This is a genomic window from Streptomyces sp. 7R007, assembly GCF_054850255.1.
In genome coordinates this window covers 123,386-144,845 of sequence record NZ_JBTWMV010000014.1, presented here as the reverse complement: position 1 = coordinate 144,845, position 21,460 = coordinate 123,386, and the positions used below count along the sequence as shown (strand labels likewise).

General features: G+C 70.7%; 19 protein-coding genes and 1 pseudogene. 6 read left to right on the top strand and 14 right to left on the bottom strand.

Features of this window, described 5'->3' with window-relative positions; all coding sequences use genetic code 11:
- Together ACYF6T_RS20305 and ACYF6T_RS20300 are read left to right on the top strand one after the other, a co-directional pair.
- Positions 1-1,512: a sensor histidine kinase gene (locus ACYF6T_RS20305; RefSeq protein ID WP_461698203.1), complete on the top strand. Its 1,512-nt coding sequence runs from the start codon at positions 1-3 to the stop codon at positions 1,510-1,512.
- Positions 1,509-2,201, top strand: coding sequence for a response regulator transcription factor (locus ACYF6T_RS20300; protein WP_461698202.1), 693 nt, complete (start codon positions 1,509-1,511; stop codon positions 2,199-2,201). The genes ACYF6T_RS20305 and ACYF6T_RS20300 overlap by 4 nt, the downstream gene beginning before the upstream one ends.
- A 107-nt stretch (positions 2,202-2,308) precedes the next feature.
- Here the strand turns inward: ACYF6T_RS20300 and ACYF6T_RS20295 are convergent, their stop codons facing one another.
- The 6 genes from ACYF6T_RS20295 to ACYF6T_RS20270 form a co-directional block, all read right to left on the bottom strand.
- The gene (locus ACYF6T_RS20295) at positions 2,309-3,532 is read right to left on the bottom strand and encodes an FAD-dependent monooxygenase (RefSeq protein ID WP_461698201.1); all 1,224 of its coding nucleotides are present in this window, start codon (positions 3,530-3,532) and stop codon (positions 2,309-2,311) included.
- Positions 3,529-4,911, bottom strand: coding sequence for an MFS transporter (locus ACYF6T_RS20290; protein ID WP_461698200.1), 1,383 nt, complete (start codon positions 4,909-4,911; stop codon positions 3,529-3,531). Before ACYF6T_RS20290 ends, ACYF6T_RS20295 begins: the two co-directional genes overlap by 4 nt.
- 547 nt (positions 4,912-5,458) lie before the next feature.
- Positions 5,459-6,226: a meso-2,3-butanediol dehydrogenase gene (gene budC / locus ACYF6T_RS20285; RefSeq protein ID WP_461698199.1), complete on the bottom strand. Its 768-nt coding sequence runs from the start codon at positions 6,224-6,226 to the stop codon at positions 5,459-5,461.
- Between the two features lie 164 nt (positions 6,227-6,390).
- Entirely contained in the window at positions 6,391-7,236 is an 846-nt protein-coding gene (locus ACYF6T_RS20280; protein WP_461698198.1) for an oxidoreductase, read from the bottom strand.
- A 360-nt stretch (positions 7,237-7,596) separates the two neighbouring features.
- Entirely contained in the window at positions 7,597-7,932 is a 336-nt protein-coding gene (locus ACYF6T_RS20275; RefSeq protein WP_461698197.1) for a hypothetical protein, read from the bottom strand.
- Between the two features lie 582 nt (positions 7,933-8,514).
- Positions 8,515-8,712, bottom strand: coding sequence for a zinc-binding dehydrogenase (locus ACYF6T_RS20270; RefSeq protein WP_461698196.1), 198 nt, complete (start codon positions 8,710-8,712; stop codon positions 8,515-8,517).
- Between ACYF6T_RS20270 and ACYF6T_RS20265 the strand changes: the two genes are divergently transcribed.
- The gene (locus ACYF6T_RS20265; protein ID WP_461698195.1) at positions 8,712-8,960 is read left to right on the top strand and encodes a hypothetical protein; all 249 of its coding nucleotides are present in this window, start codon (positions 8,712-8,714) and stop codon (positions 8,958-8,960) included. The two genes, ACYF6T_RS20270 and ACYF6T_RS20265, sit on opposite strands and share 1 nt — an antisense overlap.
- Positions 8,961-9,146: 186 nt before the next feature.
- On the opposite strand, the gene ACYF6T_RS20260 is transcribed toward ACYF6T_RS20265, so the two are convergent.
- Positions 9,147-9,710, bottom strand: coding sequence for a TetR/AcrR family transcriptional regulator (locus ACYF6T_RS20260; protein ID WP_461698194.1), 564 nt, complete (start codon positions 9,708-9,710; stop codon positions 9,147-9,149).
- Between the two features lie 138 nt (positions 9,711-9,848).
- Between ACYF6T_RS20260 and ACYF6T_RS20255 the strand changes: the two genes are divergently transcribed.
- Both ACYF6T_RS20255 and ACYF6T_RS20250 read left to right on the top strand, forming a co-directional pair.
- On the top strand, positions 9,849-10,412 hold the full coding sequence (locus ACYF6T_RS20255) for an SDR family oxidoreductase (protein ID WP_461698193.1): 564 nt from the start codon (positions 9,849-9,851) through the stop codon (positions 10,410-10,412).
- A 70-nt stretch (positions 10,413-10,482) separates the two neighbouring features.
- Entirely contained in the window at positions 10,483-11,553 is a 1,071-nt protein-coding gene (locus ACYF6T_RS20250; RefSeq protein ID WP_461698192.1) for an aldo/keto reductase, read from the top strand.
- 454 nt (positions 11,554-12,007) lie between these two features.
- Here the strand turns inward: ACYF6T_RS20250 and ACYF6T_RS20245 are convergent, their stop codons facing one another.
- The 4 genes from ACYF6T_RS20245 to ACYF6T_RS20230 are packed head-to-tail and all read right to left on the bottom strand — an operon-like array spanning position 12,008 to position 17,798.
- A complete protein-coding gene (locus ACYF6T_RS20245) occupies positions 12,008-13,519 on the bottom strand; it encodes a sensor histidine kinase (RefSeq protein WP_461698191.1) in 1,512 nt (503 codons plus the stop codon).
- Positions 13,516-14,256 carry a response regulator transcription factor gene (locus tag ACYF6T_RS20240; protein ID WP_461698190.1) on the bottom strand — a complete coding sequence of 247 codons (741 nt, stop codon included), beginning with the start codon at positions 14,254-14,256 and terminating at the stop codon, positions 13,516-13,518. Before ACYF6T_RS20240 ends, ACYF6T_RS20245 begins: the two co-directional genes overlap by 4 nt.
- A 36-nt stretch (positions 14,257-14,292) precedes the next feature.
- Positions 14,293-16,491: an ArnT family glycosyltransferase gene (locus ACYF6T_RS20235; protein WP_461698189.1), complete on the bottom strand. Its 2,199-nt coding sequence runs from the start codon at positions 16,489-16,491 to the stop codon at positions 14,293-14,295.
- A gap of 32 nt (positions 16,492-16,523) precedes the next feature.
- Positions 16,524-17,798 carry a bifunctional glycosyltransferase family 2/GtrA family protein gene (locus ACYF6T_RS20230; RefSeq protein WP_461698188.1) on the bottom strand — a complete coding sequence of 425 codons (1,275 nt, stop codon included), beginning with the start codon at positions 17,796-17,798 and terminating at the stop codon, positions 16,524-16,526.
- A gap of 566 nt (positions 17,799-18,364) precedes the next feature.
- Here ACYF6T_RS20230 and ACYF6T_RS20225 point away from each other — a divergent pair.
- Positions 18,365-18,725: pseudogene (locus ACYF6T_RS20225) on the top strand (P-loop NTPase family protein); the annotation flags it as partial.
- Positions 18,726-18,752: 27 nt separating this feature from the next.
- Here the strand turns inward: ACYF6T_RS20225 and ACYF6T_RS20220 are convergent.
- From ACYF6T_RS20220 to ACYF6T_RS20210, 3 genes are all read right to left on the bottom strand, one after another.
- Positions 18,753-19,934, bottom strand: coding sequence for a 4-hydroxybenzoate 3-monooxygenase (locus ACYF6T_RS20220; protein WP_461698187.1), 1,182 nt, complete (start codon positions 19,932-19,934; stop codon positions 18,753-18,755).
- A 100-nt stretch (positions 19,935-20,034) separates the two neighbouring features.
- Positions 20,035-20,799, bottom strand: coding sequence for an AraC family transcriptional regulator (locus tag ACYF6T_RS20215; RefSeq protein ID WP_461698186.1), 765 nt, complete (start codon positions 20,797-20,799; stop codon positions 20,035-20,037).
- Positions 20,796-21,263 carry a hypothetical protein gene (locus tag ACYF6T_RS20210; RefSeq protein WP_461698185.1) on the bottom strand — a complete coding sequence of 156 codons (468 nt, stop codon included), beginning with the start codon at positions 21,261-21,263 and terminating at the stop codon, positions 20,796-20,798. The genes ACYF6T_RS20215 and ACYF6T_RS20210 overlap by 4 nt, the downstream gene beginning before the upstream one ends.
- Positions 21,264-21,460 lie beyond the last annotated feature (197 nt).

Genomic DNA, 21,460 nt, shown 5'->3' with positions numbered 1-21,460 from the left:
ATGACGCAGACGGGCGGCACGCCGGGTGGCGGCGGGACGCGCACCGGTGGGAGCGCCGGCAATGCGACAAACCCGGGGGGTGGTGGCCGGCGATCACTCGGTACGTGGTGGCCGCAGACAGCGATCATCGCGACGGCGTTCGCGCTCTGCCTGTTCGGCGGCGCACTGTCGGACGACGGCCGCGGGCTGTCCGCACCGCCTGCCGCCGCCTACGTCATCGCCGTGGTCTCGTGCGCGGTGCTGCCGGTGCGGCACCGCGCTCCCCTGGCCGCCCTGGTGGCCACGACCGTCAGCGGCATGCTGGCACCGGCAGCGGGGCTCTTGCTGAGTCCGCTCATCGTGGCCCCCGCCGTGATCACCGCCTACTCGCTCACCGTGCGCACCCAGCGGTACGCGGCGAGCGCGGTGTCGCTCACCTCCGCGGCCCTGCTCGTCGCCTCCACTCCCCTGCTGGGCGCCCTGTCGTGGAAGGACGCGACCAGGCTGGGGGCGGTGGCGGCGTTCCCGCTGGTGGCGGGCGTACTCGGGCACGCGGTGCACAACCGGCGGGCCTACCTGGCGGCCGTGGAGGAACGGGCCCGGCGGGCCGAGGAGACCCGCGAGCGGGAGGCGCGCCAGAGAGTGGCCGAGGAACGTGTGCGCATCGCCCGGGAACTGCACGACCTGGTGGCCCATCAGATCACCCTGGCCAACGCGCAGGCCACGGTCGCCGCCCACCTCTTCGACACCCGTCCCGAGCAGACCCGCCGGAGCCTGAAGGAGCTCGTCGAGACCACCGGCCACGCGCTCGACGACCTGAGGGCCACGGTCGGCCTGCTGCGTCAGTCCGGGGACGCGGCCGCGCCCGCCGAACCGGCGCCCGGGCTGGCCCGGCTGCCCACACTCCTGGAATCCTTCCGCCGCGCGGGGTTGGAGGTCGTTATCCACCAGGAGGGCACGGCCAGGCCGCTGCCGCCGGGGGTGGACCTCACCGCCTACCGCATCCTCCAGGAGGCCCTGACCAACGTGACCAAACACGCCGGCACCGACCGCGCCCAGGTGCGCCTGGTCTGGAACCGCGATCGCGTGACCCTCACCGTCACCGACGAGGGCAAGGACATGGCCGCTGCGACGGGGACCCCTCCCACGGGCCGGAGCGCGCCCGCGGCCGTCGACCGTCCGCCCGGCTACGGTCTCATCGGCATGCGTGAACGAGCCACCGCGGTCGGAGGACACCTCTCCGCGGGCAGCCGGGCGGAGGGCGGCTTCCTCGTCCGCGCCCAACTGCCCCTCCCACCCGGCCAGGACGCGCCGCAGACGACTGACGGGGCACCAGCCATCGCGGGGCAGAGAGCCGGCGCAGCGACAGACGACGTGCGGACGGGCGACGGACGAATGAGAGACGGGACGTCAGAAAACGGGCCGACAGGCCACGGACACATGGCAGACGGGACGTCAGAAAACGGGCCAACAGGCAACGGACGCATGACAGACCGGCCGGCCGGCGATCGCGCGGCAGGGGAGGCGTCGTGACCCTGCGGGTACTGCTCGCCGACGACCAGGCGCTCCTGCGCGGTGCCTTCCGGATGCTGCTGGAGAGCACCGACGACATCACCGTGGTCGGCGAGGCCGCCGACGGCAGGGAGGCGGTCAGACTCACCCGGCATCTGCGGCCGGACGTGGTGGTCATGGACATCCGCATGCCCGAGGTGGACGGGCTCGCCGCCACGTCCGAGATCTGCGCGGACCCGGACCTGCGCGATTGCCGCGTCCTGATCCTCACCACCTACGAAACCGACGAGTACGTCGCTCAGGCGCTGCGCGCGGGCGCCGGCGGCTTCATCGGCAAGGGCATCGGGGCCGAGGAACTGGCAAACGCCGTCCGGACGATCGCCGACGGCGACACACTGCTCTCCCCCGCCGCGACCCGCTCCCTGGTCGCCCGTTTCCTGGCCACACCGGACGACGCCCCGCCACGCCACCCCGAACGACTCGCCGCACTCACCCCGCGCGAACGGGAAATGGTGGCCCTGGCCGCGACAGGCCTGTCCAACCAGGAGATCGCCGAGCGGATGTTCCTCAGCCCCTTCACCGTCCGCGCCCACGTGCAGCGTGCCATGACGAAGCTGCAGGCCCGCGACCGGGCACAACTCGTCGTCATCGCCTATCAGACGGGCCTGGTCCGCGCCGCTCCGCACATCGACACCGACCGCCTTTCGTAGCGCGAGCCGGGACGTTCGACGGCCCCGCGCAGCCGACCGCGCACACCCTGCCGGGGCCGCTGCCACCCGCTCCCACCTCAGCCTCACCGGCCCCCAAGGGCGCTGCATCACATCGGTTGGCCGAAGGCCGGCAGCGTGAGGGCCGAGTGGGCCGGCCGTGCCGGCGCAGAGGGCAGGGTGGCTAGGGTGCGCAGCCTCATGTTGCGTTGCTCCAAAGCCCGCGCCGTGGCGGGAAAGAGCGTGGCCGCGCCGTTGTCGGCCAGTGCCTGGTTCATGGCGACGAAGTCGCGGACGCCGCGTTCGTAAGCGGTGAAGGCCGCCGTGTGATCCTCGTGCGCGGCCAGGGCGTGGGCGAGCATGTAGGCACCGACCAGTGCAAGGCTCGAACCCTGCCCGGTGAGGAAGGAGGGTGCGTACGCGGCGTCACCGACGAACGCGACCCGTCCCCGGAACCAGTGCGGCATACGGATCTGACCGGCCGTATCGAAGAACAGGTCATCCGCCTCGCGCATGGCCTTGATCATGCCGGGAATCTCCCACCCCGCGCCTGCGAAGGCCCGGGCGACCAGGTTCCGCTGGGCGGCCGGATCACGCAGGGCGTCGAAGGGTGGTTGAGGGAGGTGGAAGTTCAAGAAGGCGTGCAGTTGCTCGTCGTCCCCGACGGCGTAGAGCGCCGCGGCTTTCCCCGGGGCGTTCCACATCATGACCTCACGGGAGAGCCCGAAGGTGGCCGGCATGGTGAAGAGGGCGAAGCAGGAGCCGAGGTAGCGGTGGAACTGCTGTTCGGGCCCGAACAGGGACTGCCGGGTGTGTGAGTGCATGCCCTCGGCGCCGACCACCAGGTCGTACGTGCGCTGAAGCCCGCTGTGGAACGTGACGTCGACGCCTTGCCGCAACTGGTCGAGGGTGTCGATGGAGTCGTTGAACAGGAATTCCACGTCGCCCCGGACCAGCGCGTAGAGGGCTGCGGCCAGATCTCCCCGAGGGATCTCGAGGTCCTGTCCCTCGACACCGCCGGCCACGGCGCTCGGGGTGAGCGAGGCTACTTCGCTGCCGTCGGCGTGGAGGAACGTGACGCGGCGCGAGTCGATGTGTGCCTCCCGCAGGCGTGGCAGGATCCCCATCCGCCGGACCACTTCTATCGCCGTACCGCGGATGTCGATCGGATAACCGCCGTCGCGCAAGGCACCGGCCCTCTCCACCACGGTGACCGCACAACCGGCCCGGCACAGCCAATAGGCGAGCGCGAGACCGCAGATGCCGGCCCCGGAGACCAGCACCTCGCGCTCCACGCGTGAACTCACGCCCACCGACACACCGTTGGATGTCATGCCTGGGCTCCCTTCGTGGAGGTGCGGACAACGAGCAGGGACAGTGCGGCGGCCAGGCCCGCGACAGCAAACCCTGCGACGAAGGCCGATTCGGCCGGCAGGCCCGTCTGCGGGTCCACCCCGGCGTCGAGGATCACGCCGGCGAGCTGAGTGCCCAGGGCAACGCCGATCACACGGGTCACCACCAGCAGGCTGGTGGCGATGCCGGTGTCCCGGGCGTCGACGGCGGTGGCCGTGCCGGCCAGCAACGCCGTCGTACCGATGCCCGCGGCGAACGCGGTCAGCACCTTGGCCAGGGCCGGCTGCCATGACGCTTCGTGCAGCGCCGCCAGGGCGAACATCGTGGCCGCCGTGACGACGGTGCCTACGACGACCACCGCATGCGGACTGAATCGCCGCGTCGCGATCCCGCCGACCCAGTCGCTCACCGACCCTGCGATGGTGCCGGGCAGCAGGAACAGCCCGATGTCGGTGGTACTGGCGCCGAAGCCGTATCCGTCGCCCGATATCCCGAACAGCTGCGGAAGGAGAAAGATCACCATGCCGGAACTGATGGTGATTGCGAAGGTGGACACGAACGCGTTCCGCACGGCGGGCCCGGCCAGCATCCGCAGATCCACCATCGGCGCGGCGGCCCGGCGCTCGACGACGACCCACCCGGTCGCCAGACCGGCCACGCCCACCGAGAGGGCGCCGACCGCGAGGGGCGACAGGCCGCCGTCGCTGGTCACCCTCACGAGCCCGAGCATGAAGGTCAGCAACGTGGCGCTCAGCAGAAGCACGCCAGGCCAGTCGATCCCGCGGTCCGGGTCGATCGGTGGATCATGCGGCATCGCCCGTGCCACGATCAACGTGGCCGCGATGATCACGATGGCCGGTATCGCGAACATCCCATGCCAGGACATCCCCTCGGCGATCCGTCCGGCGAACAGCATCGCCACCATGGCGCCACCCGTGAACAGCGCGACGACGAGCCCGATCGCCGCCTGTGTCTGCCGCCCCGGGAGGTGCTTGCGCACCAGGATGAAGGAAAGGGGCAGTGCACCCACCATGGCGCCCTGCAACACCTGACCAAGCAGCAGCACCGGCAGGTTCGGCGCCGCTGCGGACAGCAGACCACCGGCCGAGACCACTGCCATCAGCAGGACCAGCACCCGCTTTCCGCCGTAGCGGTCGCCCAGTTTCCCCGCGACGGGCGTGACGACCGCGCCGGTGACGAGTAACGCGTTGCCGACCAATGCCCCTTCGGCATTACTGACCCCCAACTCCCGCTGGAGCAGCGGGAGCGCGGGCTCCACCACTGACTGCAAGGTCCCCAGGGCCAGTGCCAGGATGCCGAGGGCACCCAGGGGCCATCTGCCGATCCGGTCCAAGGACACGACGGTTTCGGGTGTGGACGTTCCATGAGCCACCTGTTGATCACTCCAGACGCTGCCAGGCAAGGGGAATGCGCGAGATGCGCGCGCCTCCCACACTCGCCCGCGGCGCCCTGCGCGGGCATCGTCCCCCACCGCCGACTTCCCCTGGTGCCCTCGCACCAGCCGCATACGTGTGCTGGTGCCTGCGCACTACAGGCCGACGCGGTCCGGGCTCGGGCTGCCGGCCGCCGCACCCGACAGGGACGAGGCAAGGCCCCAGTGGCCCGGCCCGCCTGATCGGAATGCGGTCAGCCAGGCGCCGTGCCCCTGGGGCAGTGGCCGATGTGGAACAGCGCCGAGCAGGCGAATGGGCGAACGTGGACGCGACGCTGGAGCTTCGCGCTGGCGCTACCCCTGGGTGTGCGGCCCCTCCCCGGGAAGAACGCCTGCGCCCGAGCACCAGCGCGCTCCTCGTCCCTTCCGCAGCGGCCGAAGGCCACCGCACGGCCGAACAGTCGCCGGGACGGACGACGGTGTTCTTCGGGCGGGGCCTTCTTGAGTCGGTGGTCTACTTGCCCCACTCCGGGCCGCCGTCGGTGCAGGTCTGCCCGCCGTCGACGGGCAGGACGACGCCGGTGACGATGGCCGCCTCGTCGCTGGCGAGGTAGGCGATGGCCGCGGCGACCTCGTCGGGCTGGGCGGCGCGGCGCAGCGGGATGCGGTCCCAGGCGCGTTCCAGCAGTGCGTCGTCGGCCATGATGGTGTCGACCATCTCGGTGACGGTCAGGCCGGGGCAGACGGTGTTGGCGTGCACGCCGTTCTTTCCCTCGTCGCAGGCGACGGAGCGGGTCAGGTTGGCCACGGCGGCCTTGACGGCGTTGTAGCCCGCGTGGGACCAACCCCCGCCGAGCGACGAGACGGAGCCGACGTTGACGATCGAGCCCTTGGTGGCGCGCAGGTGGGGCAAGGCGGCGCGCATGGTGTAGAAGACGCTCGACAGGTCCGCGCCGACGCACCGGTCCCAGTCCTCGTCGCTGGTCTGCTCCACGGTGCCGACGAGGTTCATGCCGGCGGCGTTGACCAGGGTGTCGATACGGCCGAAGCGGTCGACGGCGGCCTGGATGAGGGCGTCGCACTGGGCACGGACGGAGACGTCGGCGGGGAAGGTCAGCACACGCTCCTGGGGCATGCCGGCCGCGGCCTGTTCCAGGCGTTCCTTGCGGCGTCCGGAGATGACGACCGACGCGCCCTCGCCGAGGAAGCGTCGTGCGGTGGCCAGTCCGATCCCCGTACCGCCGCCGGTGATGACGGCGACCCTGCCGTCGAATCGGGACATGATCTCTTTCCTCTCTTCATTCTGTGCGATCAGGGGTGATGACGCGTGACCGTGCCGCGTCGGTGGCACGCGACTCGCGGAGGTCGCTGGCGCGCCCGGGGCGCCGGTGAGCCGCCCCGGACGAACTGCGCGCGGACGAACCAGGCGCAGGTGCCCGGTCGGCGTCATCCCTCCGAGGGGAAGTCGGCGCTGCGGGTGACGTCCTCCCAAGCGCTGAACTCTTCGGCCTGGTGCGCCAGTTGGGCAGTGGCCGCGTCGTATGCGTCGGCGCCGAGCAGGAGATGGTGGGGCGGTACGTCGGCGTTCACGGCCTTGAGCAGGGCGCGTGCGGCGCGGTCGGGATCGCCGGCCTGCTTGCCGACGGAGGCGTGGTAGGCGCGGCGGGCGGCGCCGGCGGTTTGGTCGTAGTCGGGGATGGGGTGCTGCGTCTCCTGTGACGATCCCGCCCAGTCGGTGCGGAACGCCGACGGCTCGACGGTCATCACCCTGATGCCCAGGGGTTCGACCTCGTGGCGCAGGCTGGCCGACAGGCCCTCGACAGCGAACTTGGCGGCACAGTAGTAGCCGACGGCGGGGTGGCCGACCAGGCCGCCGATGGAGGTGAGATTGACCAGGGTGCCGGAGCGACGGGCGCGCATGCCCGGCAGTACGGCGTGGATGACTCGCGCCACGCCGTGGAAGTTCACATCGAAGAGACGGTCCACGATGTCGGCCGGCGTCTCCTCGACGGCGGCGAAATAGCCGATGCCGGCGTTGTTGACGACGACGTCGATGCGGCCGAAGTGCGCTTCCGCCTCGCGCACGGCCTGCTCGACGCTGCCCTGGCTGGTGACGTCCAGGGGCAGTACGAGAGCGTTGCCCCGGTCGCCCAGTTCCTTGACGGAGTCGGTCCTGCGTGCGGTGACCACCACCCGGTTGCCCTCGTCCAGCAGGTGGGCGGCGATGCTGCGGCCGAAGCCGCTGGAGCAGCCTGTCACCAGCCACACCGGTGCGTCGTGCGTGTCAGTCATGAGCCTTTCTCCTTGGCCGGACGTTCGAATTCCCGTTCCGCCTCCCGGCGGGCACGACAGCATCGTTGCCGGTACGCCTGCGCACACCCAGGCCGTGATGTACCGGGGAGAATCACACCCAGGAACGACACCCACCCGAACCGAACGGCACCGACGGCCTACCCGAGCCGCTGATGACCCCGACTTCCGCGATCGAGGTCAGGGCTGGGAGGCCGAGGGGAGCGCATTTTCCCTTTCCGGCAACGGGGCCGCTCTATCGGGTAGTTGGCGCGGACCGCCCGCCCAGCCGTACGCGACAGGATGGTCTCCACGCGCAGGCGGGCACTCCGCAACGCCCGCGCGACTCGCCCGGCAAGCGTCTCAGGAAGCGTCTGCCGGGCGTTGCCCGTGGACGGCGAAACGCGCACAGGCGACGCCCACGATCCCGTAGGCGAGGTACAGGAAGCCGTGCACGAGGTCTTCCTGCCGTTCCACGCGCTGCGCATTCTGCTGCAACTCGTACGTCCGCACGGCCACCGCCTTGTTCCCCACCAGCACACTGCAGTTCCGGTCTCCGGGCCGCATGGGACCGGGGCGCTCCTCGCCGTCCGCCCCCACGTTCTCCCCTGGGCAGATCACAGTGTCCGAGGCGGTGACCGCGGAGACGAGGAGGACCGCTCCCCAGACGACAGGGATGACAAAAAGCAGGAACAGCAAAGGTCGGATTCTCACAGTGGGGCCTCAAAGGGGGGTGGACGGCGACGGGTCGCCGCGTACGGTGTCCCCGTACGATGGCAGAACCAGGCCGAACACGCCTCGGCGGGTGCCGCCTACTGGAACCTCGATTCGGTGGCCGATTCCGTGGCCGAAGATCTGGTCGATCGGTTTTCGCCGAGTGGCAGCCGACTGCGGCGCACGGTCAGCCATCTGGGCTGTGAGCACATACGCACCCTGGAATGACAGTCACGATGTCCGACGCGCCCACGCGCCCGATCGGGCACGGGTTGGGCGTCGAGGTGCGGCGGTGCCGCCGCAGTTGTATGACGCCGGCAGGAGCGCGGGCGCGGAGCAAGGTCGGCATGTTGCACGCCACGGTGGCGAGTTGGACAAGGGGCCCATCGGTGGGTGGGACGTGCCGCAGCCGCTCGGGGATGACTGCGGCACGTCCTCACCGCACACCCCGGAACGCGCCAGGAGTACCGCGCCCGGAGTGAGGGTCCTGGTGCCCGGTCCAGGCGGGGCCAGTCTGCGCCGATCGGGTGAACTGCCCGGCCCGCTCCGCGCAGCGCGCCCGACGGGTCAGTGCGCGGAGGGGGCGCCCTTCCTGCGCAGCGCCCTGGCCGTGGCGACGCGTTCCGCCTTCGGCACCAGGCTGAGGACGATCTTTCCCCGGGTGTGGCGTCGCTGGACGTGCCGGTAGGCGTCCTGGACCTGTTCGAGGGGGTACACGGCGTCGATGGGTACCGCGGCTCGATCCGGAAGGCGTCGCGAGCACATTGGGCGACCCGGCCCAGGCCGGCCATCTCGCCGACATCTACCGGGAGTCCGTGCTCTCCGCCGACTTCGTCGCGGTCGCCTCGGAATGGCTCGGGGGCGTCGTCGCCGCGCACGGGGCGCGCTGGGACATGGTGGTCGAGTCACCGGCGGTTCGCCGCCATGTCGGGCGACTGCGTCGACGCTCGCCCGCCGGAAGCGCCGACGCCTCCAAGATCAACTATTGGCGGCTTCTGGATCCACCTCGGTGATCCCCGCTGAGCGGCGACGGCAGGAACACCTGACGAGCCGTTCGGGCGGTCGCGAGGCGGGGAACGAGCCGAACGTAGGCAAGCATCCCAACGGTGCTCACCAAGACCTGAGGCGCCACGACCGCCACAGCCGCAGCCGTGCCGTACGGCAGAGGCCGACGCCTCGCCGGAGCACTGGCGTATCGCTTAGCGGGGCCTGAGTCCGTCGACGACGACGTCCAGCATGCGGTTCAGCTGGGGGCGTTGCTCGGGCGCGCCGGCCACGGAGAGCAAACCGGCGAGGATGCCGCCCACCTCGACCGGGTCGATGTCGCTGCGCAGTTCTCCTGCTGCGGCGCCGGTCTCGAGCACCATCGCCAGGATCTGCTGGACCTCGTCGCAGACCGGTCCGGTGCCGAAGCGGCCGGAAGCGCTCATGGCGACCAGGGCCTCGCAGATGCCGCGTCGTTCACCGGCCCAGTCGGCGAAGCGGAGCATCCACGCGTGGAGGGCCTGCGCGGGCGGCTTCGTAGCCAGCAGTGTGCGCGCATCTTCGCGCAAGGGCCGGATCTGGTCCCGGTAGACCTCTTCGACCAGATCCTCTCGGGTGGGGAAGTGCCGGTACAGGGTGGCGTTCCCCACTCCCGCGCGTTTGGCGATCGCGTCCAGCGAGATCGCGCGTCCGGACGCGAAGGCTTCGGCGGCCATGGCGATGAGCTGCTCGCGGTTGCGCTGCGCGTCGGCGCGCAGGGTGCTGCGTGGAGGTGTCATGACCTTCGTGATCGTGAGTGTCGGGTGAGGCTCGGAAACGATTCGGGGATGTCCCCGGTTCAGTGTACGGTGAGACAAACGGGGACCTCCCCGCTTTGAAGTCTTAGCGCCTGCTGCTTCAGCGACGAAAGGTTTGCCATGCCTACAGCAGTCATCACCGTAAGACGACCGGCGATCGCAGGGCGACGGCCGAGCTGCTGCACGCCCGCTGCTACCAGGTCGCGGTCACCCCGCAGAATCCCCAGTCCCTCGCGCGGGCGCAGTCCGAGCTCCCCGGCGGCGTGCTCGTCGTCCGATCCGACGGGCGCGTGCTCTCCGACACCGACGCCTGATGTCGGCGCTGACGCCGGCTCGATCGTGCTGACCGTCGGCATCGGCTCCCGTCGTGGCACCCCTGGCGCCATGGTGGGGGCGGCTGCACGCGGCACGGTGCCGGCCATGCTGCCCCCGCTCGCGCTCGAACTGGCCCCGCGCAGGATTCACGTCAACGCCGTGAGTCCCGGGGCCACCGACACCCCGGCGCTCAACAAGCTGAGGGCGCCCGAGAGCGGCCGGGACGCCATGCGCTCGAAGCCCCCCTCCGAGCGCTTCGGAACCAGCCAGGAGGTCGCGGAAGCAGTCGCCTTCCTCGCCTCGGACGCCGCCGGCCACCTCACCGGCCAGGACATCACCGTGGCCGGCGGCTACGGGCTCGGCGCCTGAAAACCCGGGCCAGTCGACCACCAATCCGCACCTCTCGTACGCCAAGAACCGCACCTCACAGGAGAACGCGATGGCACTCACTCTCGACACCTACCGGCTGCTGGGCCGTTCCGGACTCCAGGTCTCACCGCTCGCGCTGGGCACGGCGACCTTCGGCACCGAGTGGGGCTGGGGCGCCGAGCGCGACGAGGCGCGCAAGCTCTTCGACCGCTACACCGAGCTCGGCGGCAACTTCTTCGACACCGCCAGCACCTACACCAACGGCAGCTCCGAGCGACTGCTCGGCGAATTCGCCCGCACCGACCGCGACAAGATGGTGCTGGCGACGAAGTACTCGACGCTGCGTCAGCCCGGTGACCCGAATTCCGGGGGTACCCACCGCAAGAGCATGCTGGCGTCGGTGGAAGCCAGTCTGCGGCAGCTGAACACCGACTACATCGATCTTCTCTACGTGAACGTATGGGACTTCAGGACGCCGGTGGAGGAGATCCTGCGGGGTCTGGACGACCTGGTGAGGCAGGGCAAGGTGCTGTACGTGGCGATCTCCAGTGCCCCGGCCTGGCAGGTGTCGCGCATGCAGGCGATCGCAGACCTGCGCGGCTGGTCGCCACTGGTCGCGCTGGAGACCGAGTACAGCCTGATCGAGCGCACCGCGGAGCGTGACCTGATCCCGATGGCACGCGAGATGGGACTCGGCGTGGTCCCCTTCTCCCCGTTGGGCGGCGGGGTGCTCACCGGCAAGTACAGCCGGGAGGACCAGAACCAGGCGGGGTCCGTTGTCGGCGAAACCGCCAGCAACCGCAAGAGCCTCAACGTCGCCCTGGGATGGGTCACCGACCGAAACCTCTCCATTGCCGATGCGGTGAAGCAGGTGGCCTCGGAGCTGGGCCGCACCCCCGCCCAGGTCGCACTGGCCTGGACCCTGAACGCCCCGGGCGTGACGGCACCCATCATCGGCGCCCGCACCGTCGGGCAGTTGGAGGACAACCTGGGTGCCCTGGAGGTCGACCTCACTCCGTCCCAGCTGGCCCGCCTCGACGAGGTCAGCGCCGTCGACCTCGGCAATCCGCACGACCTGCTCGCCAGCGATCACATCCGCACGGTCACCACAGGCGACATGAAGATCGAAGCCCTCGGCTGACTCGCTTCATGAACGGCGCCATCCAGATAAATCGACATGTTTTTGATGATGGAACGGAGCGACCGCGGTATGGGCCTCGCGCTGGCGGAGCTGCTGGTGCAAGGCGGAGATCACCGGCCGTTCCCAGGCCACGCTCGACGCGGCACCTGAGCGGCTCGGCGAGAATGCCGCGGCCGTCCGGACGGATATGGCCTCACCCTTGCCACCCTCACCCACGTCGAGACCCTGATGGAACGCCTCGCTCCAGATCCGCCGCCTCGGCTACTCGGTCACCCGCCGCGAAGTCGACCCCTGCCCTCGCTTCGGGCGTCGATCCAGAGGCTGAGGCGGAGTTCGCGCAGAAGGTCTGGATCGCAGGGAACGAAATCGGCGAACGGCTGCCCACCGCCTCGGCGACCGGTCCCTGCAACGCCTCACCCCTGCCGAGGGCTTCCAGCCAGACCCCGCCTGCCAGTCAGTCCCTGACCGGAAGCACCAGGCGGAAGGTGCACCCGGCACCCACTCCGGTATCGACCTCCAAGCGGCCGCCGTGGCCCTGGGCGATCGCCGTGGCGATGGCGAGGCCGAGCCCGCTGCCGCCATGGTCACGGGAACGGGAGGGATCGACGCGGTAGAAGCGCTCGAAGACCCGCTCGGCCTCCTCCGGCGGCAGTCCCGGCCCCTGGTCGGCGACTTCGATCACGCAGACCGGTGTGCCCGTGGTCAGCGGCGGCGAACCGCCGGCCCGGCCGGGGCAGTCGGTACCTCCTGTCGTCGCCCCCGCGCGGACCCTACCCACGCGTACGTCGACCGAAGTGCCCGGCGGGGTGTGGACGAGCGCGTTGGACAGCAGGTTGTTCACCACCTGGAGCAGACGGTCCGGATCCCCCACCGTCTGCACGACCTCGAGTTCGCGGCTTCCGGCGTCACCGGCCTTCGCGTCGAGCGGGCTGAGCGTCACCCGGTGCTCGCCCCCGCTCCGTACGGCCGCAGCGCTCACCGCGTCGGCCGCGAGGGAGAGCAGGTCGACGGGGACGGTGCGGTAGGCCGGTTCCTGGTCGAGTTTGGCCAGCAGGAGCAGGTCGTCGACGAGATGGTTCATGCGCTCGGCGTTCCTGGCGACCTGTTCGTCGGCCTCCCGGCGCTGTGCGGCGGGGCGGTCCGGGTGACGCAGGGCCAGCTGGGCGAAGCCCTGGATGGAGGTGAGGGGGGTGCGCAGCTCGTGTCCGGCGTCGGCGACGAAGCGACGCAGCCGGGCCTCCGAGAACTCGCGTTGGCGCAGGGCCTGTTGGAGGCGGTCGAGCATGTCGTTCAGTACGGTTCCAAGACGGCCGGTTTCGGTGCGCGGGTCGGTGTCGGGCAGCCGTACGCTCAGATCTCCCGCCGTGATGTGCTGAGCGGTGTGCTCCATCCGGGTCAGCGGCAGGAGGCCGAGGCGGACGACCCACCGGCCGACGGCGATCAGCCCGACCACGGCCACGGCGAAGACGGCCAGGTTGAGGGCGAGCAGTTTCGACGTGGCCCCCTCGACGGTGTCGAGGGGCAGGGCGACCACGAACGTGGTGCCGCCTGGTTCGGCGTCCTTCCACAGGACCCGCCAGTGACCGTCGCCGGACTCGGCCGGGACGGTGGCCTGACGCCCCCTCTCCAGGTGGAGTCGGCCGGTGTCGGACGGAAGCGCCGGGCCCGGCTTCGTCCCACCGCCGAGAGTTCCCCGCTCCTCACCCGAGGCGTCGTAGACAGTGATCCGGAAGTCCGAGGGCAGGGTGGCCGAGTCCACGGCCGGCCTGGTGAGCAGCACCGCCTCACCGGCGAGGGCGCGGCTCGGGAGGACGAACTCCGTCAGCTGCTGGTCGACCCGGTTGAGCAGCCAGGAGCGCAGCACCAGGAACCCGATGGCCTGTGCGGTGAGGACCGCGACCGCAGCGAGCAGGGTGACGCCCCACACCAGGCGGCCGCGCAGTGACCAGGGGCGTCTGCGGATCACAGGTCCGCCCCGGCGCGAGGCAGCCGCAGGCAGTAGCCCACGCCGCGCACGGTGTGCAGCAGGGGTGGGTCGAAGCGGTCGATCTTGCGACGCAAGTACTTGACGTAGGTCTCCACGATGCGGCCGTCGCCGGCGAAGTCGTACCCCCACACATGGTTGAGGATCTTGCTCTTGCTCAGTACCCGGCCCGCGTTCTCCATGAGGTAGGCGAGCAGATTGAACTCCGTCGGGGACAGCGGAATGTACTCGCCGGCCCGGTGCACCTCGTGCGCGTACTCGTCCAGCTCCAGGTCGGCGAAGCGCAGGATCCCGCTGTCGGCGCTCTCCGCGTCGGAGGGGTGTTCGGGATCCGTGCGGCGCAGGATGGCGCGGATGCGCAGCAGCACCTCCTCGATGCTGAACGGCTTGGTCACATAATCGTCGCCGCCCGCGGCGAGGCCCGCGATGCGGTCGGCGACCTCACCGCGGGCCGTGAGGAACAGCACCGGCGTTCGCACACCCGCAGCGCGCAGACTGCGCGTGACCTCGTAGCCGTCCAGGTCGGGCAGCATCACGTCCAGCAGGACGAGGTCGGGGCGCAGCCCCTCGATGTCGCGCAGGGCGTCCCGTCCGGTGGCGGCGCCGGCGACCACGTAGCCGGACAGCCGCAGCGCCGACTCCAGCAGCATGCGGATACCGGGGTCGTCCTCGACCACCAGGAGCCGGTACGGGGCCGGGGCGGCGGGCGGTTCGGGCATGGTGCGGTGTCGTCCGTTCTGCCGCTGCTGTACTGGTTACTTGGCGGCGCAGTCGTACAAGGTCGTGCCGGTGAGGCCCATGATGCCGCCCTCCTCCGAGCCGCTGCCGTCGGGGCTGCTGGTGCCGCCGTACTTCTTGGCGGGCACCTTGGTGCAGTGTTGTGTGATCCAGGTCGACCGCTGGGAGGCGGCGCTGTCCTTGCCGCCCATCATGGCGCCCATGCCGCCGGCGGAGCCGGAGCCGAGTACGTAGCGCAGTTCGCCGTCCTTGGTCCACTTCTGCAGCTGCCGCACGGAGGGTGCGTCGTCGGTGCCGCTGAAGCCGCCCATGCCGATGACCGTGACATCGCTGTTCAGGATGAACGTGGCCGCACTCTGAGCTCCCCCGTCCACTGCGAGGGTGATGCGGGCGCCGCCGGAGTGCGCGGTGGCGAAGTCGAGGATCTTGCGCTGTTCGGAGGTGAGCGTCGTAGCACCGCCCGGTCCGCCGAAGCCGCGTCGGCCGCCCGAGCCGCTGCCGCCGCCGGTTGCGGGGAAGGAGGGCATGGAGCCGCCGGCGGAGCCCGAACCGCCGCCAGTCCGGCCCGGGAACCCGGGCATGTCGGTGGGCATGCCCGAGGGCATACCCTCGGGCAGTTCGCCCGAGGAAGCGCCGGGCATGCCGGATCCTCCGCGGCCGCCGAGGCCCTCGGGCAACGTGCCACCGTTCCTCTTGCCGAACGACATGGTCGCCGGCCCGGCCGTCGGGTTGCTTCCGCCCATCGCCGACCCGGACCCGCCAGGCACGCTCACCGCCCACGCGGCAGGCGCGAGCAGCACCGCCGCGAGCGCGCCGCCCAGGGCGACCGGAAGAAGCCGGACCGCCCGCCCCGCGGCCACCAGCAGCCCGACGGCGATCAGCCCCAGCAGGAGCACCACCCAGGCCAGCCACCCGTGCCAGGACGGCTCCCGGCGGATCACGATCACGGCCCAGACGATGGTCACCAGTACGGTCCCGGCGCCGACGGGCAGCGCCCAGCGCGCCCCGGCCCGGTGCGCCCGGACCAGCGCGGTCACCAGACCGGCCGTCAACGCGGCGACGGCCGGGGCGAGTTGGGTCGTGTAGTACGGGTGGAAGATCCCCTGCTGGGTGGAGAACACCAGCCCGCACACCACCAGCCACGTCCCCCACAGCACCCACCCGGAACCCGCCAGTGCCTCCCCCGCCGAGCTGCCGCCGCGCCGGCGCATGCCGGCTCCGGCCACCGCGACGACCAAGGCCACCGCGCTCACCGGCAGCAGCCAGCTGATCTGCCCCGCCACCTGGTCGTTGAACAGCCGCAGCAGCCCGGCGTCGCCGCCGAAGCCGCCGCCGAAGTTGCCCATGCCACCACCGCCCGGGCTCTCGCCGAAGATCCGGCCGAGCCCGTTGTAGCCGGTCACCAGGTCCCAGGCCCCGCCGTCGGTGCTGCCACCGATGTACGGCTTCTCGCCGGGCCACCAGGCGACCATCACCACCCACCACAGCGAGGACACCGCGCACACGCCGCCGGCGATCAGCAGCCGCCCGATCCGGGCGAGCCAGGTCCCCCGCGCACCCACGAGCCAGGCCGCCGCGAGGGCGGGCAGCACCATCCAGGCCGCCATCATCTTCGTGAGGAAGCCACAGCCGATCAGGAACCCGCTCGCACACAGCCACCAGGTGGAACGCCGGCCCGAGCCGGTCTGCAGGGCACGGGTCAGCGCATAGGCGGCGGCGACCAGGAACAGCACCAGCAGCGTGTCGGGGTTGTTGTCCCTGTTGATGGCGACGGTGATCGGCGTCAGCGTCATCACCAGTGCGCCGAGCAGCGCCGCGCCCTCGCCCGCCCAGCGCCGGATCGTACGGTGCAGCACGAAGACGGCGGCGACGCCCTCCACCACCTGGGGCAGGACCAGCGCCCACCCGTGCATCCCGAAGATCTTGCTGCTGACGACCTGCGGCCACAGCGCCGCCGGCGGCTTGTCGACCGTGACGACACCGGCCGGGTCGAAGGAGCCGAACAGGAAGTTCGTCCAGTCGCGGCCCATCGACTTCACCGCGGCCGAGTAGTAGCTGTTGGCCCAGCCGAGGGAGCCGAGGGCCCAGCCGTACAGCAGCGCGGACAGGAGCAGGATCGCGCCCAGGGCGGCGGGGGCCGCCCAGCGTGGCAGGGCACGACTGGTGACGGGGAGACGCAGGACGCGGTGCGCGTGCGCCTCGGTGGTGGGGGTCATGGTGGGATTCGCTCTCGGGAAGTAGGAGGTCATCAGGCACGGCGCCGGAAGACGGCCAGTCGCAGCACCACGAAGCGCAGGGCGGTCACCAGGACCGAGGAGGCGGCGAGGACGAGTGTCTCGGCGGCCGCGGAGGCGTCCGGCACGGCGTCGCGGAAGACCAGGACCGCGGCCGAGGTGACGAGGTAGCCGACGACGAACAGGGCACCGGCGCCCAGGTGGGCCCGTCCCGCCCCGACACCGTCCGCCAAGTAGCGGAAGGTCAGGCGGCGGTTGGCCTCGGTGTTCAGCAGGGTGAGCACGAGGAGCGAGACGAAGTTGGCCACGGCGGGCTGCCACCAGCCGCGCAGCACCCAGTACAGGAGGGCCTGTCCGGCGGTCGAGGCGATGCCGATGAGGACGAAGCAGCCTATCTGCCAGGCGAGCTGGGAGCGGGCCGTGTCCGGGGCCAGGACGGCGTCCGGGTGCTCCGCGGCGGGCAGGGGGCGGCGCGGCACCGGGACGCGGGCAGCACCCGACGCCTTGAGCCTGGCCATGCGCCACAGGCCCTTGAGGTCATCGGCGGCCGTGCCGACCACGTCCACCCGGGTGTCGACGTCCTCCACCCAGTCGACGGGGACCTCGTGGATGCGCAGGCCGTTGTGCTCGGCGAGCAGCAGCAGTTCGGTGTCGAAGAACCAGGCGTCGTCCTCGGTCCTGGCCAGCAGCGGGCGGAGCACGTCGGTGCGGGCCGCCTTGAACCCGCACTGGGCGTCGCTGAAACGGGCGCCGTGGGTGAGCCGGATCAACGCGTTGTAGCAGCGGGAGATCAGCTCACGACGCGGGCCGCGCACGGTGCGAGCGCCGGGGGCGAGGCGGCTGCCTATGGCGAGGTCGGAGTGACCGCTGGCCAGCGGCGCGATCAGCGGGAGCAGTCCGTCCAGGCCGGTGGACAGGTCCACGTCCATGTAGACGACGATGTCGGCATCGCTCATTCCCCAGACGGTGCGCAGCGCCAGACCGCGCCCCTTGCGCTCCAGGTGGACGACGCCGACACCGGGCAGTTCCTCGGAGAGCTCACGGGCCACGGCGAGGGTACGGTCGACGCTGGCGTTGTCCGCCACGGTGATCCGCCAGGGGTACGGCAACTGATCGCGCAGCCGGGCATGGAGGGTGCGGATGCAGCCGGGCAGGGCCCGTTCCTCGTTGTAGACGGGAATGACGATCTCGACGGTCGGCGAGTGCGTGGCGGTCGAGCCAGGGACGTCAGTCCGTTGCGCCGGCTGGAAACGCCGAGCCGTGGGGGGACTGCTGCTGGTGTGCGTCATGATTCCTCGGGCGGTGGGGGTCGGTGGGGCGGCTCCCGGTCGCGCCCACACCCTTGTGGTGCGCCGGGGTCGACTCTGACCGGTGCGCCAGGGGAAATGCGGGGAGCTCGCTGGGAATTGACGGGGAGTCCGCTGTCAGTCCGTACGCCGACGAGCGGCGGAGGACGTCGCCGATCCTTGCCGCGCGACCTGGGAAGCCCAGGTCAACGGCCCGGGAACCCGCCGAGAGGATGCTGTGGAACCACCCGTCGGCGAAACCGGTCTTGCGGCCGCCCAGCGCCGCACCACCGACCCGGGGCACCCTGACCGGTCACTCGTACGATTCCGCCACCCCGGGAAGTTCGGGACTGGGGAAGACCTCCATGTCGGCCCACAGAACCGCAAAGCCAGAGGTCACGGCGTTCAAGAGCGCGGACAGGGCGGTGCATGCCCTTGGCTCACCGGTATGGGGCCGAAGGCCGACGCACACCCGCCGGCACGTGTCATACCCGAGGCGTACCGGTGACCTGCGCCCGAGTGGCACCGCGCTACCACTCGGGCGGCGAAGTGTCTCCCGTCGCACACTCATGATCGAAGCGCGTGAACTGACCACACGGTACGGCGACAAGACCGTCGTCGGCCATGTGAACTGCACCGTCAAGCCCGGTGAGGTCACCGGCTTCCTCGGCCCCAACGGTGCGCCGCCGGGTCGAAGAGATCCTCGAACTGGCCGGTCTGGCCAGCGTGACCGGCAAGCGGGCGGGGGCCTCCTCGCTCGCATGGGCCAGCGGTCCGGCATCGCGGCCGCCCCTGGACGGTGATGCTCTCCTCGCACCTGACGGGAGCGAGACCGCGCTGATCGCCGACCGTCTGGTGGTCATCGGCCGTGGGAGGCTCCTCGCGGACGCCACCGTCGACGACTCCACCCGGCAGGCGAGCGGCGGCGGGGGCCCGTATTCGCCTCGCCCCAGGACATCATTGCAGCCCGGCGATGAACTCGCTGAACAGCCGGTTCGCCGAGCCGGACTCGAACAACCGCGCAAGATCCGCTCGGGCGATCCGGTGCCGGAACTCCCCTTGGTGCGATGCGTCTGCGGCGTTGTGCACCAGTTCGGTCCACCACGTGGCGAACGCCTGGTAGTTCCACACGTGACGAAGGCACGTCGACGAGTAGCTGTCGAGCAGGCTCGCGTCGTCGTCCTGCCGATAACGGATCACTGCGTTGGCGAACACCTCGGCGTCGTGCAGGGCCAGGTTCATTCCTTTCGCGCTCATCGGAGGCACGATGTGGGCGGCGTCCCCGAGCAGGTACAGCCGGCCGTAGCTCATGGGGCTGTACACCACACCGCGCAAGGGCACGAGGTTCGTGCTGACAATCGGTCCCCTGACGGCCACGGGTTCACCGAAGCGGGTCTGGAGCTCGTCCCAGATTCGCTCGTCCGTCCACTGCGCCGCGGAACTGTCGAGGGGGCACTGAAGGTAGAAGCGGCTCGCGTGCGGACCGCGGGCGAACTGTCCGGCGAAGCCACGCGGGTGGAGCGCCATCATGGACTGATGGTTGGCGGGGACCTCGGCCAGGACGGTCAGCCATGCGTATCCGTACTCGTGCGCGTAGCGAGTGAGAACCTCGCCGGGAATGGCGGCCCTGCTGACGCCACGGTCGCCGTCGCAACCGGCGACGAACTCGCAACCGATCACCTTCGTCGCGCCCGCTCTGTCCCGACAGCGAACGAGAGGGCGTTCGTCCCCGGCGATGTCTCCCAGCGAGACCTCGGCGTCGAAGCGAAGGTCTCCGCCATCGGCGAGGAACACCTCGATGAGGTTGCGGACCAGAACCTGCTGGGGACAGAACCGCCCGTCGCCGTGGTCGTCCGCGTCGAGCTTGAGGGCGAGCGTTCGGCCGTCGACGCGGAAGTTCAGCACCGGCTCGGTCGGGACGCCGCCGACCACTCGCTCGTCGAGGCCCCACGCCCGGAACATGCGCGCCGCCCGGGTGTCGATGACCCCGGCCCGCTGACGCTGCTCGACGTATTCGCGGCTCCGCTTCTCCACGATGACGCAGTCAATTCCCCGTCGCAGCAGGAGATTGCCGAGCGCGAGCCCGGCGACTCCCGCACCCACGATCACCACGGTGGTGTGCTCGTCCGCTTCTGACATTGATCGGTTTGCTTGCATGCCCCCATGGTCAGCGGCCGCCCGGGCCGCCTGGTACCAGCAGGTCGACAGGATGTTCCGGAAACCCGCCAAGCTGCGGTGGTCATCGTTCCCTGCGACGCACCTCCAGCTGATACCGCCCGGGAGTCTGGCCGACGATGGCGGTGAACGCTTCGATGAAGCTGGTCGGGTTGGCCCACCCGAGCCGCGCGGCCGTATCGATGACGCCCTCCCCCTCGGCCAGCCTGATGAGCGCGTGCTGGACCCGCAGCAGCCTCCGCCATCGGTGGAAGCTCATCCCCAGCTCGGTCTGGAACAGACGGCTCAACGTCCGTTCGCCGGCCCCGACCGTCCGCCCCAGCTCCGCCAACGTCGACGATGCCGCGGGATCGGCATGCAGCAGGTCCGTGACCGCACGAAGACGATCATCTGCCGGCTCCGGAAGGTGCAGCGCCTCCTCGGGAGCATCCACCAACTCGTCCACGACCACCCCGCGAAGCCGGTCGCGTGCCGCCGGCCGAAGCTCGCGGCCACCGGTGAGCACCAGCAACGCCTCCCGCAGCAGCGGGGACACCGCGAACACCCTCGGCTCATCCGGCAGCGACGCGCACAGCACGCCGGACACTTCCACCACCCGGACCTCGGTCTGCCCGTACGCGCGGTGGTAGTGCTCAAAACCCGGCGGCGTCCACGCGACCCGGCTGGCCGGGGCGATCCAGGTGCCGCGCTTCGTCGTGGTGGCCAGAACCCCCGCCGAGGGGTACAGCAACTGCCCTTCGGCGTGATGGTGCGGCGCCACGCCATCCCCGTGCGCGAGAAGCCCGCGCTTCTCCACGAGCTGCCCAGCAGGCCGGTGCGGCGCACTCATTGCGTCGCAACCGGGATCAGCTGTGACCGGGTGACGCGCTCGACGATGTCTTCCAAAGCGGCGGGGACTTCACGCTCACCGGTGAGGAGCCGGCGCACGGCGGCGTGGGGCGGGTCGATGACGACATCGGTGACGACGAGGAAGATCTCCGCCGTCTGGCGTCGGGTCACCGTCTTCAGGTCGGTCACCCAGCGGAGGGTGCGCCGGTGCCGGCACGCCTGGCCGCCCTCCCGCCGGCTTCGGCCTTCCGCGGACCAGGCCGCGGGCTTCGAGCAACCGAGACGGGCCAGCGGTACCCGGGCGTCAGCCGGGTTGGCACGGCGCCAGGACAGGGTCCGCAGATCGCTGCGGTGTATGGAGTCGATCTCGTTCTCTGGCTGCCAGGCACGCATGGCGTCTGTCGGCGCATCCCGATCGATGCGCCATCCGCGCACATCACCCTCGACCACCGCCAAGAACGTCATAGCCAGGGTCTACCAGATGTCCGTGACACAGCGCCGTTGGAAAGGGGCTCACTGGTGGCGGCCCGGCCGCCTTCACCGGCGAGACGCACGCCGGCTTCCTTCGTGCCCTGTCCGAGAGCTCCGCGACCGGTTCGTGACCGACATCGACGGTGGTCGATCAGGGGATGCCCGTCATCGTCGCGGTCAACGCTGCCGCG

Coding starts and splice junctions, on each gene's coding strand:
- ACYF6T_RS20305 (WP_461698203.1), top strand. CDS start 1: ATGACGCAGACGGGCGGCACGCCGGGTGGCGGCGGGACGCGCACCGGT.
- ACYF6T_RS20295 (WP_461698201.1), bottom strand. CDS start 3,532: ATGACATCCAACGGTGTGTCGGTGGGCGTGAGTTCACGCGTGGAGCGC.
- budC (WP_461698199.1), bottom strand. CDS start 6,226: ATGTCCCGATTCGACGGCAGGGTCGCCGTCATCACCGGCGGCGGTACG.
- ACYF6T_RS20280 (WP_461698198.1), bottom strand. CDS start 7,236: ATGACTGACACGCACGACGCACCGGTGTGGCTGGTGACAGGCTGCTCC.
- ACYF6T_RS20270 (WP_461698196.1), bottom strand. CDS start 8,712: ATGTGCTCGCGACGCCTTCCGGATCGAGCCGCGGTACCCATCGACGCC.
- ACYF6T_RS20260 (WP_461698194.1), bottom strand. CDS start 9,710: ATGACACCTCCACGCAGCACCCTGCGCGCCGACGCGCAGCGCAACCGC.
- ACYF6T_RS20255 (WP_461698193.1), top strand. CDS start 9,849: ATGCCTACAGCAGTCATCACCGTAAGACGACCGGCGATCGCAGGGCGA.
- ACYF6T_RS20250 (WP_461698192.1), top strand. CDS start 10,483: ATGGCACTCACTCTCGACACCTACCGGCTGCTGGGCCGTTCCGGACTC.
- ACYF6T_RS20240 (WP_461698190.1), bottom strand. CDS start 14,256: ATGCCCGAACCGCCCGCCGCCCCGGCCCCGTACCGGCTCCTGGTGGTC.
- ACYF6T_RS20235 (WP_461698189.1), bottom strand. CDS start 16,491: ATGACCCCCACCACCGAGGCGCACGCGCACCGCGTCCTGCGTCTCCCC.
- ACYF6T_RS20230 (WP_461698188.1), bottom strand. CDS start 17,798: ATGACGCACACCAGCAGCAGTCCCCCCACGGCTCGGCGTTTCCAGCCG.
- ACYF6T_RS20220 (WP_461698187.1), bottom strand. CDS start 19,934: ATGTCAGAAGCGGACGAGCACACCACCGTGGTGATCGTGGGTGCGGGA.
- ACYF6T_RS20215 (WP_461698186.1), bottom strand. CDS start 20,799: ATGAGTGCGCCGCACCGGCCTGCTGGGCAGCTCGTGGAGAAGCGCGGG.
- ACYF6T_RS20210 (WP_461698185.1), bottom strand. CDS start 21,263: ATGACGTTCTTGGCGGTGGTCGAGGGTGATGTGCGCGGATGGCGCATC.